General features: G+C 62.9%; 11 protein-coding genes and 2 tRNA genes. 7 read left to right on the top strand and 6 right to left on the bottom strand.

What is annotated here, in order from left to right:
• Positions 1-94: 94 nt before the first annotated feature.
• Positions 95-171, top strand: a tRNA-Val gene (locus tag EV669_RS10065).
• A 6-nt stretch (positions 172-177) separates the two neighbouring features.
• Positions 178-254: transfer RNA gene (locus EV669_RS10060), tRNA-Asp, on the top strand.
• Between the two features lie 136 nt (positions 255-390).
• Here EV669_RS10060 and EV669_RS10055 read toward each other — a convergent pair.
• From EV669_RS10055 to pmbA, 3 genes are read right to left on the bottom strand one after another with little or no spacing between them, the layout of a single operon-like run.
• Complete coding sequence (locus EV669_RS10055; RefSeq protein ID WP_318271415.1) at positions 391-888, bottom strand: disulfide bond formation protein B; 498 nt, start codon at positions 886-888, stop codon at positions 391-393.
• Between the two features lie 59 nt (positions 889-947).
• Complete coding sequence (locus EV669_RS10050) at positions 948-1562, bottom strand: DNA-3-methyladenine glycosylase family protein (protein WP_132098597.1); 615 nt, start codon at positions 1560-1562, stop codon at positions 948-950.
• On the bottom strand, positions 1562-2905 hold the full coding sequence (gene pmbA, locus EV669_RS10045) for a metalloprotease PmbA (RefSeq protein ID WP_132098596.1): 1344 nt from the start codon (positions 2903-2905) through the stop codon (positions 1562-1564). Before pmbA ends, EV669_RS10050 begins: the two co-directional genes overlap by 1 nt.
• Before the next feature lie 122 nt (positions 2906-3027).
• Between pmbA and yjgA the strand changes: the two genes are divergently transcribed.
• The 4 genes from yjgA to trpC are packed head-to-tail and all read left to right on the top strand — an operon-like array spanning position 3028 to position 5936.
• The gene (gene yjgA, locus EV669_RS10040) at positions 3028-3585 is read left to right on the top strand and encodes a ribosome biogenesis factor YjgA (protein WP_132098595.1); all 558 of its coding nucleotides are present in this window, start codon (positions 3028-3030) and stop codon (positions 3583-3585) included.
• On the top strand, positions 3582-4163 hold the full coding sequence (mog, locus tag EV669_RS10035; RefSeq protein ID WP_132098594.1) for a molybdopterin adenylyltransferase: 582 nt from the start codon (positions 3582-3584) through the stop codon (positions 4161-4163). Before yjgA ends, mog begins: the two co-directional genes overlap by 4 nt.
• Positions 4163-5161 carry a YheT family hydrolase gene (locus EV669_RS10030; RefSeq protein ID WP_132098593.1) on the top strand — a complete coding sequence of 333 codons (999 nt, stop codon included), beginning with the start codon at positions 4163-4165 and terminating at the stop codon, positions 5159-5161. The genes mog and EV669_RS10030 overlap by 1 nt, the downstream gene beginning before the upstream one ends.
• Entirely contained in the window at positions 5145-5936 is a 792-nt protein-coding gene (trpC, locus tag EV669_RS10025; RefSeq protein WP_054286044.1) for an indole-3-glycerol phosphate synthase TrpC, read from the top strand. Before EV669_RS10030 ends, trpC begins: the two co-directional genes overlap by 17 nt.
• A 56-nt stretch (positions 5937-5992) precedes the next feature.
• Here the strand turns inward: trpC and EV669_RS10020 are convergent, their stop codons facing one another.
• Positions 5993-8203, bottom strand: coding sequence for a patatin-like phospholipase family protein (locus tag EV669_RS10020; RefSeq protein ID WP_165922744.1), 2211 nt, complete (start codon positions 8201-8203; stop codon positions 5993-5995).
• 128 nt (positions 8204-8331) lie between these two features.
• Here EV669_RS10020 and EV669_RS10015 point away from each other — a divergent pair, with 128 nt between their 5' ends.
• Entirely contained in the window at positions 8332-9849 is a 1518-nt protein-coding gene (locus EV669_RS10015; RefSeq protein WP_132098591.1) for a PilZ domain-containing protein, read from the top strand.
• 110 nt (positions 9850-9959) lie between these two features.
• Here EV669_RS10015 and EV669_RS10010 read toward each other — a convergent pair whose 3' ends face one another.
• Together EV669_RS10010 and EV669_RS10005 are read right to left on the bottom strand one after the other, a co-directional pair.
• A complete protein-coding gene (locus EV669_RS10010) occupies positions 9960-11162 on the bottom strand; it encodes an acetyl-CoA C-acyltransferase (RefSeq protein ID WP_132098590.1) in 1203 nt (400 codons plus the stop codon).
• Between the two features lie 66 nt (positions 11163-11228).
• Positions 11229-13604, bottom strand: coding sequence for a 3-hydroxyacyl-CoA dehydrogenase/enoyl-CoA hydratase family protein (locus tag EV669_RS10005; protein ID WP_132098589.1), 2376 nt, complete (start codon positions 13602-13604; stop codon positions 11229-11231).
• Between the last annotated feature and the right edge of the window lie 45 nt (positions 13605-13649).

The following is a 13649-nucleotide window of genomic DNA, read 5'->3' as shown; positions in this document are numbered from 1 at the left end:
TCAGTTGGTTAGAATACCGGCCTGTCACGCCGGGGGTCGCGGGTTCGAGTCCCGTCCACTCCGCCAACCTCATAATTCAGCAGTATCCGATTTCGGGCGGTTAGTCTCAGTTGGTAGAGCACTGCCTTCACACGGCAGGGGTCGCTGGTTCGAGTCCAGTACCGCCCACCAGGGTTCGGAGTGGTAGTTCAGTTGGTTAGAATACCGGCCTGTCACGCCGGGGGTCGCGGGTTCGAGTCCCGTCCACTCCGCCAACACAAGAAAGCAGCCTTCGGGCTGCTTTCTGCTTTTCTACCGCACCCTCCTTCACTGGGTGCTCAAAAGCTGTGATCAAACACGCGCCCAGTAAAAAGCCGGGCCCAGGGCCCGGCTTCCTGCAGCAGACCGCGTTCAGCGTCGGCCAAATGCCACGACCATCACCCAGACGATGATTCCGGCAAAGAACACTCCGGTCCAAAACGGCATCGACTGCCCGAAAAGGGTCCAGTCGATCTTGGCGCACTCACCGCTACCCTTGAGCACTTTGCCAAGCATGGTAGCCATCGGCATGGTTTCCAGCATGTAGCTGAGGCCAGGGCCGCAGGCAGGTACCTGGTCGGCGGGCAGGCTTTGCAGCCATACGTGCCGGACAGACACAGCCCCGCCCGCCAGTGCGGCCAGCGACACCAGAACGGCCCAGACACGCGCCCCCGTCCGTCCAGGATTGGTCAGCGCGGCGATCAGAGCCACAAGACCGGCGGCGATCACGGCCACCCGCTGGAAGATGCACAACGGGCAAGGCTCCAGCCCCATCACATACTGGGCAAAGAGTGCGAATGCCATGGCGCCGGTACACGCGAGTGCAACCAAGAAAAAACCGGCTCTGTAGCCGGGAAGGGTGATCTTCACCTTACTGCTCCTTGCTGAAACGAAAAACTGCAAAGCCGCCCCTTGGGGCGGCCCATGATTCAATAGGCGATATCGTCAGGATCAAGACTGCGCCAGAGGTACCAACTGGCCACGGTCCGCCAGGGGCGCCACCGCTCCCCCACCTCGCGCAGGGCAGCCAAGGTTGGCCGAACCCCTTCGAAGTAATGCAGCGCCACTGCTTTCTGGATGCCGATGTCGTCCACCGGCCACACATCGGGACGGTTGAGGTTGAACATCAGGAACATCTCGGCCGTCCAGCGGCCAATACCACGCACCGCCGTGAGATCTGCGATGATTTCGTCATCGGTCTTGTCGGGAAAGGTTTCCGGTGCGAGGCGGCCATCCATCCAGTGCAGAGCCAGATCCACCACATACTCCGCCTTGCGGGCGGACAAGCCCGCTTCCCGCAAGGCCTGCGGGTCGAAAGCCAGAACATGCTCGGGCAGCACTTCGCCCAGCAGTGCCTGCAACCGCCCCCAGACCGCATCGGCTGCCTTGACGGAAATCTGCTGACCCACGATGGCACGCAACAGGGTTTCGAAGGGCGCACCACGGCTGCGTATGCTGCCTTCGTAACGCGCCACCAGCATGGCCATCACCGGATCGGAAGCGGCCAGCTCGGCACGGGCTTTCTGCCAGTAGGACGGGGGCATCAGCCCTCCCCTGCCACGGTCATCGACTCGATGAGGATGGAGCCGACATACCGCCCGCCCCGCGGAAGCACGTCGTTGCCAATGGCCGCCACCTGCAGGAACATGTCCTTGAGGTTGCCGGCTATGGTGATTTCCTCGACCGGATAGGCAATAACACCGTTTTCCACCCAAAAGCCGGCCGCGCCACGCGAGTAGTCTCCAGTGACGGTATTGACCCCATGGCCCAGCAGCTCGGTCACAAGAAGTCCGGTGCCCATGGCGCGGAGCAAGCCTTCGAAATCCTCGCCGGTGGAGTGCACAAGGAGATTGTGCGCCCCGCCGGCATTGCCCGTGGTTTCCAGTCCCAACTTGCGGGCCGAATAGCTACCAAGCATGTAACCTGTCAGCACCCCCCTGTCCACCAGTCGGCGGGCCCGGGTGGCCACCCCTTCGCTGTCGAAAGAAGTGGAGCCGAAGCCGCGCGGCACGAAAGGATCTTCGTCGATGACGACGTTGGCCGAAAAAACCTGCTGGCCGGCACTGTCAAGCAGGAAACTGGATTTGCGGTACAGGCTACCGCCGCTGATCGCCGCGACCAGGTGCCCCAGCAGGGAGGCGGCCACAGGCGCCTCGAACAGTACCGGGTAGCGTCCGGTTTTCACCCGCCGTGCATCCAGGCGACGTACAGCGCGCTCACCCGCCTTTCGGCCAACCTCCTCGACCGTTTCCAGATCGTCCTTGTTGCGGGCAGAGGCATACCAGTAATCGCGCTGCATGGCACTGCCCGACTGGGCGACCACGGCTGCGGACAGACTGTGCCGCGAGGTGGGGTAGCCTGCCAGAAAACCGTTGCTGTTGGCATAGACGAAATGGCTTGCCTGGATGGAAACGGTGGCACCTTCGGAGTTGGCGATGCGCGTATCCACGCCACGGGCCGCATTCTCGCATGCCGTCGCGATCTCTATTGCTTCTTCCACCGGGAGCGCCCACGGGTGATAAAGGTCGAGATCGGGAAAGTTCGTGGCCAGGCGCGTGCGATCGGCCAGACCGGCCGCGCCATCCTCGGCCGTGAAACGGGCGATGTTGGCGGCTGCCGCCACCGTGGCCTGCAGTGCCGCATCCGAGAAATCGGAAGTGCTGGCGTGCCCCTTCTTCTGACCGATGTAAACGGTCACGCCCACACCTTTGTCCTGGTTGTACTCGATGGTTTCCACCTGCCCGAGGCGGACGGTAACCGTCTGACCCATGCCTTCCGAGGCGTCCACTTCGCAGGCCGTGGCGCCCTGCGCCTCCGCCAGGGCGAGCACACGTGTCGCCAGGGCCTGCAGGGTGGAGGGGTCAACGCTGAACGTGGTATCTGCCATGATGTCCTTGGTGTGCGAGAAGGCCGTTACACCGGCCTGAGAAGGGCCACTGTCGGGGCTTGCGCCGCCCGGGACAGCTTTTCCGGTATGATACCAGCCTTGAATTCGAAGTGAGACGTACCATGACCGATTATCCCAACGGCCCGGGCAGCGAAGAGGCTGCCAGCAAGACGCAGCGCAAGAAGGAAATGGATGCCCTGCAAGATCTGGGCCGCGAACTGGTCGAGCTGTCACGCGACACCCTCAAGCAGATGAACCTGCCGGAGGATCTGCTAACCGCTGTCCTCGACTACAAGCGCTTCACCGCCAATGGCGCCCTGCGACGACAGATGCAGTATATCGGCAAGCTGATGCGCAGCGTGGACCCAGAACCGATTCGCCAGCATCTGGCCATGCTCAAGGGAGAGTCGGCCGAGCATACCGCCTGGCTGCACCTGCTGGAGCGCTGGCGCGACCGCCTGGTCGGCGACGATGAAGCCTTGGGCCGCTTCATCGGTGACTATCCTGAAGCCGACCCACAGCAGCTGCGCACGCTGGTGCGCAATGCGCGCAAGGAACAGCAGGAAGGACGGGCCCCCAAAGCCTACCGCCAGCTCTTCCAGACCCTGAAGACGCTGATCGCCGAGCCGGGACAGCCGCGCATCCATCACAAGGACAGCGACGAGGAGGATGAGGCATGACGCTGCGCATCGGCCTGGTATCGGTATCCGACCGCGCCAGTCAGGGCGTGTATGAAGACAAGGGTCTGCCTGCGTTGGAAGCCTGGCTTGGGCGGGCGCTTACCTCCCGTTTCGAGTGCATCAGCCGGCTGATTCCGGACGAGCAGGCCGTAATCGAGGCCACGCTGCGTGCACTGGTGGATGATGAAGGCTGCCAGCTGGTGCTGACCACGGGCGGCACCGGTCCCGCCCTGCGCGACGTGACGCCCGAGGCCACGCTTGCGGTGGCGGATCGCGTGATGCCGGGCTTTGGCGAACAGATGCGGCAGATCAGTCTGCGCTTCGTGCCTACAGCTATCCTCTCGCGCCAGGTGGGGGTCATTCGCAAGCAGGCCCTCATCCTCAACCTGCCGGGCCAGCCAAAGGCTATCCAGGAAACGCTGGAAGGCCTGCGCAATACTGCTGGCGAGGTCGAGGTACCGGGCATTTTTGCCGCTGTTCCGTATTGCCTGGACCTGATCGGTGCGCCCTACATCGAAACCGATCCGGCGGTGGTGAAAGCGTTCCGCCCCAAGTCGGCCCAGAAACCGCAGGCGTGATGTCGTACCGCGCCCCCTCCTGGCTACGCGGCGGTCACGCCCAGACCATCTGGCCTGCCGTGGCCATCCGGGAGCCGGCCCCGCCCTATCACCGCTCCCACTGGACCACACCCGACGGCGCCCAGATTGCTGTGGATACGGTGGCCGGTCAGCCGGGTGCGCCACTGGTGCTGCTCTTCCACGGCCTGGAGGGCAGCAGCGACAGCCATTACGCACGGGCGCTGGCCAATGCCGCCCTTGCCCGCGGCTGGTGGTGCGTGGTACCTCATTTCCGTGGCTGCGGAGGCGAGGCCAACACCACGCGCCGTGCCTACCATGCTGGCGATTCGGAAGAAGTGCGCTGGATCTGCGAGCGGCTGGCCATACGCCACCCACTGCTGTTTGCCGCCGGTGTATCACTCGGTGGGAACATGCTGCTCAAGTACCTGGGCGAAGCCGGCGATGACACGCCGGTGCATACCGCCGCAGCGATCTCAGCCCCACTGGACCTGGCGGCCGCAAGCACCCGTCTCGATGTCGGGCTGGGCCGGCATGTTTACACCCGCATGTTCCTGTCAACGCTCAAACCCAAGGCGCTGGGCCAATGGCAGGCCCACCCGGACCTGTTCGACGTCCGATCCCTAAGGCAGGCACGCACCTTTCGCGAATTCGACCAAATCGTCACCGCACCCCTGCACGGGTTTGCGGGCGCGGAGGATTACTGGGAGCGCGCCAGCAGCAAGCCGTACCTGCAGACCATCGCACGTCCCACGCTGGTGCTCAATGCGGTGAACGATCCCTTCCTGCCGCCCAGCGCGCTGCCTACCCCAGCCGACGTCAGCCCAGCCGTCACCCTGGAGCAGCCGGCTGAAGGCGGCCACGTGGGTTTTGTTACCGGTCGCTTTCCCGGCCGGATTGACTGGCTGCCGCAACGGCTCCTGAGCTTCTTCGACCATTCCCTTTCAGCCGGCGCGGCCCGCTCCGTGCCCAAGGAAACCTGCAATGTCCGACATTCTTGACACCATTCTTGCCACCAAGCGCCAGGAAGTGGCGGCCGCACAGACAGCATGCCCGCTGACCGAGGTCCGCCGGGCCGCCGAGAGCCGCCAGGCCGATCACAGGGATTTTGTAGCGGCACTGCGTGCCAAGCATGCCCTCGGCCGGGCAGCCGTGATCGCCGAAATCAAGAAGGCCAGCCCCAGCAAGGGCGTGATCCGGCCCGACTTCGACCCACCCGCCATTGCCCGCAGCTACGCGGAGCACGGCGCAGCCTGTCTGTCCATACTCACCGACCGCGAGTATTTCCAGGGCAGCCCCGCCTATTTGGAGGCAGCGCGTACGGCCTGCCACTTGCCAGTGCTACGCAAAGACTTCATCGTGGACGCCTACCAGATCTACGAAGCCCGCGCCATGGGGGCGGATTGCATCCTGCTGATTGCCGCCGCCCTGCCCGGTCCGCAGCTACGGGAATTCGAAACCTTGGCCGAAGAACTGGGAATGGCAGTGCTGGTCGAAGTGCACAACGCTGAGGAACTGGACATGGCCCTCACCCTGCGCACACCGCTGATTGGCATCAACAATCGCAACCTGCGCAGCTTCGAAGTCAGCCTAGCCACCACGCTCAAGTTGTTGCCGCAAATCGGACCAGAACGCATCGTCGTTACCGAAAGCGGCATACATCAGGTCGAGGACGTGCAGCTGATGCGCAGCCAGGCAGTGCATACCTTCCTGGTGGGCGAAGCCTTCATGCGCGAGCCAGACCCTGGCGCTGCACTTGCGCACCTGTTTGCCTGACCCAATCAGCTTGCAAAGCGAAAGCCCCGCCTACGCGGGGCTTTTTCATGTCGGACTCAGTAGTCCAGTCCCAGCAGCATGTAGCCGGTCAGCCGGCCTCCTCTGGCATGACCTACACCAACGAAGAATGGCCCTAGCAGGGTGTCGGCACCCACGAACAGCGAGCCTGCCGGCAGCCAACGCTCGTCGGTCAGGTCCCGCCAACCGTTCCAGATGCGTCCTACCTCGGCCGAAGCGCCGACATATAGCCCGGTACCCAGCGCAGGCGGTAGCGTAGCAACACGCCAGTAGCTCATCAGGCGCAGCAACGCAGCCCGCTCACCCACCAGCTCACCCGTCTGGTAACCCGAGAGGTTGAGGAAGCCGCCCAGGCTCTGATAACGGTTTTCCTTGTGCTGGCTGTTGAAGTAGCCGCGGTAGCGCCCGGCCAGGCGGTAGGTCACGTCGTTGCGGGTGGCGGCCCACTCGCCTTCCAGCGTCAGGGCATGACTGTCATCGTTGCTGCCCCAGCGCCCGATGGACGATCGAAATTCTGTATTGAGCAGATAGCCGTTGCGCGGCCAACGCGGATTGTCGAACTGGTCGATCACCAGCCCGGCGCGCAGCCCGGTGTCCTCCAGCCGCGCGTTGTCTTCCCCTAGCAGGCTGGGCGCCCCGACTTCGGTCTGGGCGCTGGTCAGGGCATGGAAGACCCCGGCACGCATCTCACCCCACGGCCCCAGCGCCACACCCACGTCGGCATGCACCGAGCGCTCGCGCGTCTGCACGGTGGCCAAGCGCTTGTGATCGCTGCCAAACACCGGCACGTCCTTGCTTTCGTATAGCGCGGAAAGCGAGCCGAATGCCGGGCTGAAAGCCGACCAAGGCTGGTACAGCTCGGTTTTCAGGCGCGTGTTGGCACCAATCTGCAGCTCGTTCCGCCACACACCACCCGCACTGTTGAGCCAGGTGCGCTGATGCGACGCCAGCATGCTGAAGGAGGAATCGCCAGGGGAACTGCTCTTGAGGTTGAGCCCGAAGCGCAGGTAGTTGGGACCAATACTGCGCTCGAAGGGCATCACCTCAAGCACGGTACGCCCGCCGTGGGTGTCCAGATTGTAGGTCAGGCGATCGTAGTCGCCCTCGGCAAACAGCACTCGCAGCTGCTCGCGCACCTCGTCCGCCGAAAGAGGCGCTTCCACCTTACCGGTACCAAGGCGCTGGGCCAGCGCATCCGAATTGACGTAGCGGGTATTCTTGATACGCACCTCATCGATTCGCGGTTCATCCGCCATCACCAGCCGCGCGTGCCAGCTGGCATAGGCCTCGGGGCTGACGGCAAACGGACGTAGCTTTTCGGCCAACGGGGCCACGGCCTTGCGTCCCGCCTCAATGATCTGGGCATTGTCCTGAAATGCCGTGCTGCTGATCCCGTCGAGCTCGGGCCGGATGACCACGTCGTTGCCATCCACCTTTTCCAGCTCGGTGCGCACATTGGCATTCACCATCAGGTTGGTGGTCTGATTGAGGACGTCGAACACCGTATTCATCTGCTTCTTGTTGAGCAGCGGCGACCCCACATCCACCACGATTACCCGGTCGGCACACTTGCCCTTGATGTCGCTGATGGGCAGGTTGCGGGCCAGCCCGCCGTCCACCAGAAGGCGGTCGCCGTCCTCTACCCAGTCGAACACACCCGGCACGGCCATGCTGGCCCGCAGCGCCTGTGCAAGGTTGCCCTGATCGAACACCACCGCCTCGCCGGTCACGAAGTCAGTGGCCACCGCACGGAAGGGGATGGGCAGCTGATCGAAACTCTCCACCGTCCGATCTCGCGTCAGCGCCCGGATGAATAACTCGATTTCCTGAGAATTGATGGCACTGCGGGGAAACTGCAGTCCCTTGTCGCCCACCCCGAAGGAAAGATTGAAAAAGTTGCGGTAATCATCCCGCTTGCGGTCGAACGGCACGGTGGGACGCGATGTGGCACCGGAAAGCAGGCTTTCCCAGTCGGCCTTGGAGAAAGCCTGCCGCATCTGAGCGGTGCTCATGCCGTTGGCGTACATGCCTCCGACGAGCGCACCCGCACTACTGCCTGCGATACACGAGATCGGCACGCGCAGGCGCTCCAGCTCTTCCAGCACACCCAGATGGGCAAAGCCGCGCGCACCGCCGCCGCCCAGTACCAGGCCAACGCGCTCGCCCGGCGCCAAAGGAGCGGGAATCTGCAGGGTTTGGGGAGTGGCTGCATGCACCTGCAAGGCAGCCACCAGGGTCATCCCTGCCATAAATCGGCAGAACCGGCGGGTTTCTGTTTTCATAAATCAGGATTAACTGTTAATCTTCGCTCTCAGCGTTTTCTCTTCACAGCCAGAACTATACAGAGAAACTCCTCACGGGAAGCACACCGAAAGCCATGTTCGATTTCAAGACCCTCGTCAGTTCCCTGCTCACGAAGAACACGCCCTCCTCAAGCGTGGCCCAGTCGGCGACGATGCTGGTGCGGGACCTTCCGGAGGCGGAGTATTTTTCCGCGGTGGTGGAAATCGTCAAGGCGGTGGCAAAAATCAATGCTGACACCGATCTGCCGCTGAAGGAACGCCTAAAGACGCTGCTGTACGTCGACGAGCGCGCACACGGCATCCACGACCGGCTGTGCAGGGAATACCTGCGCAACGAGGCCAACACCCGCGGCTTTTTGCCTACCATCCTTGCTTACTGGCACGAACTGGCCAACGCCTATCAGATCTGCCTGCGCGTGCACGCTGGCGCGCCCTCGGGCGGGCTGGACGAAGACATCCGGCTGGCCACCGTGCGCGGCGTACACCACCAGATGCGGCTGATCAGCTGGAACGCCCTGCGCTACCTGCGCGCCGACGGCAGCACTTGGCAACAGGCTTACCGGTTCTACCTCCACGCCGAGGAAGCCGGGTTTGCACGCGGACCGGTGCGCCTTTACCAGGACAGTTCGGACGAGGTGACGGCGGAGAACCTGCTGCTGCATGGCTGCATGCTGCACTTGGCCAACCCGGACAACTTCTCGCAACGCGAAATCGTAGCGGTGGACAAGCTCCTGCGTCTGCTGGTCCCCACCTTGCATCTTGAACACCAGCCCCTGGCGGGTGATACCGTATTTGCGGTCAACCTTGCCACGCCGGACGAGCCCCAGCTGATGCGCCGCAGCATGGTCGGCAAGGGTTGTCGCTACTGGCTGGCCGACCCCCTGACCTCGCGCCTAGCCGACCTGATGTTTGACCTCGACCTGCGCATCCCTTCGGCCTTGGCAGGATTGGGCCTCGATCTGGAGCGCAAGGAGTGGAACGTGCTGTGCGAAAAGCTCTCGGCACGCTGGTCGCAGGATGGTGGCAAATCGCTGCGGCGGGCCGAACGTTCTCTCCAGAGCGGCCAGGTTCGGGTATGTGTGGGCTTTGACCGCATCGCCTTTCTGGTGAAGGTGCAGAACGGGCAGGACAACAGTGCGTCCACGGAAGAGTGGCGCATCAGCGACGTCAGTGCCACCGGCATGGGGCTGGCCTACCTCGGCAAGTCGGTCGAGCATCTCTCCATCGGCAAGCTGCTGCTCATCGCTCAGGAGGGCTCGGCCCCACTCCTCGGCGTCATCCGCCGCATCAGTCGCCAGCAGAGCGATGGCACCAAAGTCGGTGTGGAGCTTCTTGGTCAGCATCCTGTCGCGGTATCACTGAGCGAGCCGGACCAGCCGGATGCCACTCCAGCGAGCGCCCTCTACATCACGCAGCCCAATTCGCGCCAGGGGCAGCGCTGGTTCCTCGTGCCCACCCTCATGTTTGCCGCGGGCCGGGAGCTGATCCTCACAGCCCAAGGCAAGTCCTACCGCATCCGTCTGAAGGCGCCGCACAGCGAATTCATCGAGTGTATCCAGTCGGACTTCGACACTCTCGCCAAGGTCGACTGAGCTTCGGCCAACCCAGCAACTGAGCACAAGGTTGGCCGAAGCCGACCGTTGAAAGCCTGCAATGAAAAGCCCGCCTTTCGGCGGGCTTTTTGCTTGGCGGGCAGGGCCGATCAGAACACTTCGAGAATGCCGGCGGCGCCCATACCGGTGCCGATGCACATCGTCACCATGCCATAGCCTTTGACGCCGTCGTTGCGCATGCCGTGCACCAGCGTGGCAGTACGGATGGCACCGGTGGCACCCAGCGGATGGCCCAGAGCGATGGCCCCGCCGTAGGGGTTGACGCGGCTGGTATCGAGGTTCAGGTCACGGATCACGGCCAGTGCCTGGGCGGCAAAGGCCTCGTTCAGTTCGATACGCTGCAGGTCATCCTGGCTGATGCCCGCCTGCTGGCACGCCATCGGGATAGCCACCTTGGGGCCGATCCCCATGATCTCGGGAGGTACGCCCTTGACGGCGAAGGTGACATACCGGCCCAGCGGTTCCAGTTCCAGTTGCTTGAGCACACGTTCGGACACCAGGATCACCGCACCTGCACCGTCGGACATCTGCGAGCTGTTACCCGCCGTCACGCTGCCTTTGGCATCGAACACCGTCTTGAGCTTGGCCAGACCTTCCAGCGTGGTATCCCGGCGCGGGCCTTCGTCGGTGTCCAGCACGCGTGTCTTCAGGATCACCTCGCCGGTTTCCAGATTGGGGGTGCGATAAGTCACCTCCAGCGGGGAAATCTGCGAGCGGAAAGCGCCGGACTCGATAGCGGCAATCGCACGACGATGCGACTCCAGGGCAAACGCATCCTGGTCCTCGCGCGACACGTTCCACTGTTGGGCCACCTTTTCGGCGGTCAGGCCCATGCCGTAGGCAATGGCGTAGTTCTCGTCCTTGGCAAAGATGGCCGGGTTGAGCGATACCTTGTTGCCCATCATCGGCACCATGGACATCGACTCCGCCCCGGCGGCAATCACCACATCGGCCTCGCCCAGTCGGATACGATCAGCCGCAATCTGCACGGCGTTGATGCCGGACGAGCAGTAACGGTTGATGGTGATACCGCCCACGGTATCGGGCAGGCCGGCCAGCAGCGCACCAATACGCGCCATGTTGAGGCCCTGTTCCGCCTCCGGGAAGGCGCACCCCACCACCACATCGGCCACCATGGAAGGATCCAGATTAGGCACCTGTGCCATCGCGCTCTTGATCACATGCGCCAGCATGTCATCCGGGCGCACATGACGCATCATGCCGCGCGGGGCCTTACCCACCGGCGTACGCGTCGCCGCTACGATATAAGCTTCCTGTACTTGCTTGACCATTTTTTCAATTCTCCTGTCGCGCAGCGAAACCGCCCCTCGCGTCCGCTGCGCCTGTTTTGTCTTCGATCAGTTGCGCAGCGGCTTGCCGGTCGTCAGCATGTTGGCGATGCGGTCTTGGGTCTTGGAGTTCTTCAGCAGCTGCATGAAGCCCTTGCGCTCCAGGTCGAGGATCCACTGCTCGTCGACCAGTGTGCCCTGCTCCACGTCTCCCCCAGTCATCACGTCGGCAATCAGCGAGGCGATGGTGAAGTCGTGCTGGCTGATGAAGTGGCCTTCGAGCATGTTCACCAGCTGACCCTTGATCGAAGCGGCACCCGAACGGCCTGCCACCGGGAAGCCCTTGACCTTCAGCGGCGGACGGTAGCCCGACTCGGCCATGGCCAGGGCCTGCTGTTTGGCCACATAGAGGAGTTCGTAGGCGTTGAACACGACCACATCGGTCTTGCGCAAATAGCCGATTTCTTGGGCTTCGATGGCGCTAGTCCCCACCTTGGCCGTGGCGATTGCCATGAAATAGTCCTTCAGCGCCGCCAGTACGTCACCCTTGGCTTCCTGCGAAGCGCGCAGCGCGAACTCCTTGCAGCCGCCGCCGCCCGGCAGCAGGCCGACGCCGACTTCCACCAGGCCAACGTAAGACTCGAGCGCAGCCACAACGCGGTCGCAGTGCATGGCAAACTCGCAGCCGCCTCCAAACACATAACCTTGGGTGGCGGCCACGGTCGGAATCTGGCTGTAGCGCAGACGCATCGAGGTGGCCTGGAAGCGGCGGATGGTTTCTTCAATCGCGGCCCAATCGCCCATCATGAACGCCGGCATCATCGAAGAAAGGTCGGCACCGACGGAGAACGGCTCTTCGGTCTGCCAGATTACCAGTGCCTTGAAACGCTCCTCGGCGATGTCGAGGGCGGTGTTCAGGCCGGCCAGCACATCCGGGCCGATGGCATGGGCCTTGGACTTGAACGAAGCCACCAGAACGCCATCACCGGTAGTGAAGGCTCGCAAGCCATCATTCTCGAATACGGTCTCGCCGAGCGGCCCTTGGGCTTCGCCCAGTACGCGGGCCGGGGCGAGCTGACGCTGGTACACGTCAAGCGTGGAGCGCCCCACCAGCTTGGCGGAAGCGGCATCGTACGAGCCTTCGGCAAAATGCACGCCGCTGCGGTCGGTTTCCAGGGCCCAGCCCGGCAGGGCGGCCGAAGTCAGCCCCTTGCCTGCCTTGATGTCTTCCTCGATCCACTGGGCTACCTGCTGCCAGCCTGCGGCCTGCCAGGTTTCGAACGGGCCAACAGACCAGCCGAAGCCCCAGCGGATGGCAAAGTCCACGTCGCGCGCGGAATTGGCGATGTCAGCCAGATGGAAGGCGATGTAATGAAACACGTCGCGGAAGCAGGCCCACAGGAACTGTGCCTGGGGATGCTGACTCTCGCGCAGCTTCTTGAATTTCTCGGCGGGGTTGGCGATCTTGAGGATTTCCTTGACGGCATCGTCCCCTTTTTCGCCACTGCCCACGTACTCGCCCTTGATCGGGTCGAGCACGAACATCTGCTTGCCTTCTTTCTTGTAGATGCCAGCCTTGGTCTTGGCACCCAAGGCGCCGGCCGCAATCAGCTTCTGCAGCCACTCGGGCGACTTGAAGTAAGCGTGCCACGGATCCTGCGGCAAGGTGTCTTCCATGGTCTTGACGACGTGGGCAAAGGTATCGAGGCCCACCACGTCAGCGGTACGGAAAGTAGCCGATTTGGGGCGTCCCAGACGGGGACCCGTCAGGTCATCGACCACATCAAAACGGATGCCGAACTTCTCGGCGTTGGCGATCGTGGCCAGCATGGAGAACACACCGATGCGGTTGGCCACGAAGTTGGGGGTATCCTTGGCACGCACGACACCCTTGCCCAGGGTGGTCACCAGGAAGCGCTCGAGGTTGTCGAGAATCTCTGCATCCGAAGTGTGGCACGGGATGATTTCCACCAAGTGCATATAGCGCGGCGGATTGAAGAAGTGCACACCGCAGAAGCGCGGGCGTACATTGTCCGGGCAGGCTTCGGCCAGCTTGTTGATCGACAGGCCGGAAGTATTGGTGGCGAAGATGGTGCGCTCGCCCAGATGCGGGGAAACCTTGTGGTAGAGGTCTGCCTTCCAGTCCATCCGTTCCGCAATGGCTTCGATCACCAGATCGCAGTCCTTCAGCAGATGCAGGTGTTCCTCATAGTTGGCCGGCTGAATGAAGCTGACCAGGTCCTTGGCCGCGAGCGGCGAAGGCTTCTGCTTCTTCAGGCCTTCCAGAGCCTTGAGCACGATACCGTTCTTGTCGCCTTCCTTGGCAGGCAGGTCGAACAGGATGGTAGGCACCTTGGCGTTGACCAGATGGGCTGCGATCTGCGCACCCATCACGCCGGCACCGAGCACGGCCACCTTGCGTACGTTGAACTTGGTTTGAGACATGGTTTCCTCGAATTGTTGAAACACACAATTTATAGGCAGGGCCCC

Origin of the sequence: Gulbenkiania mobilis, from assembly GCA_004346645.1 — a bacterium.
Taxonomy (GTDB): domain Bacteria; phylum Pseudomonadota; class Gammaproteobacteria; order Burkholderiales; family Chromobacteriaceae; genus Gulbenkiania; species Gulbenkiania mobilis.
This window is presented reverse-complemented; position numbering and strand designations above follow the sequence as displayed.

Excerpts from the sequence above, each read along its gene's own strand:
- EV669_RS10020 (WP_165922744.1), bottom strand. The coding sequence starts at position 8,203 with ATGGCAGGGATGACCCTGGTGGCTGCCTTGCAGGTGCATGCAGCCACT.
- EV669_RS10050 (WP_132098597.1), bottom strand. The coding sequence starts at position 1,562 with ATGCCCCCGTCCTACTGGCAGAAAGCCCGTGCCGAGCTGGCCGCTTCC.
- trpC (WP_054286044.1), top strand. The coding sequence starts at position 5,145 with ATGTCCGACATTCTTGACACCATTCTTGCCACCAAGCGCCAGGAAGTG.
- EV669_RS10015 (WP_132098591.1), top strand. The coding sequence starts at position 8,332 with ATGTTCGATTTCAAGACCCTCGTCAGTTCCCTGCTCACGAAGAACACG.
- EV669_RS10005 (WP_132098589.1), bottom strand. The coding sequence starts at position 13,604 with ATGTCTCAAACCAAGTTCAACGTACGCAAGGTGGCCGTGCTCGGTGCC.
- EV669_RS10010 (WP_132098590.1), bottom strand. The coding sequence starts at position 11,162 with ATGGTCAAGCAAGTACAGGAAGCTTATATCGTAGCGGCGACGCGTACG.
- mog (WP_132098594.1), top strand. The coding sequence starts at position 3,582 with ATGACGCTGCGCATCGGCCTGGTATCGGTATCCGACCGCGCCAGTCAG.
- EV669_RS10030 (WP_132098593.1), top strand. The coding sequence starts at position 4,163 with ATGTCGTACCGCGCCCCCTCCTGGCTACGCGGCGGTCACGCCCAGACC.
- pmbA (WP_132098596.1), bottom strand. The coding sequence starts at position 2,905 with ATGGCAGATACCACGTTCAGCGTTGACCCCTCCACCCTGCAGGCCCTG.
- yjgA (WP_132098595.1), top strand. The coding sequence starts at position 3,028 with ATGACCGATTATCCCAACGGCCCGGGCAGCGAAGAGGCTGCCAGCAAG.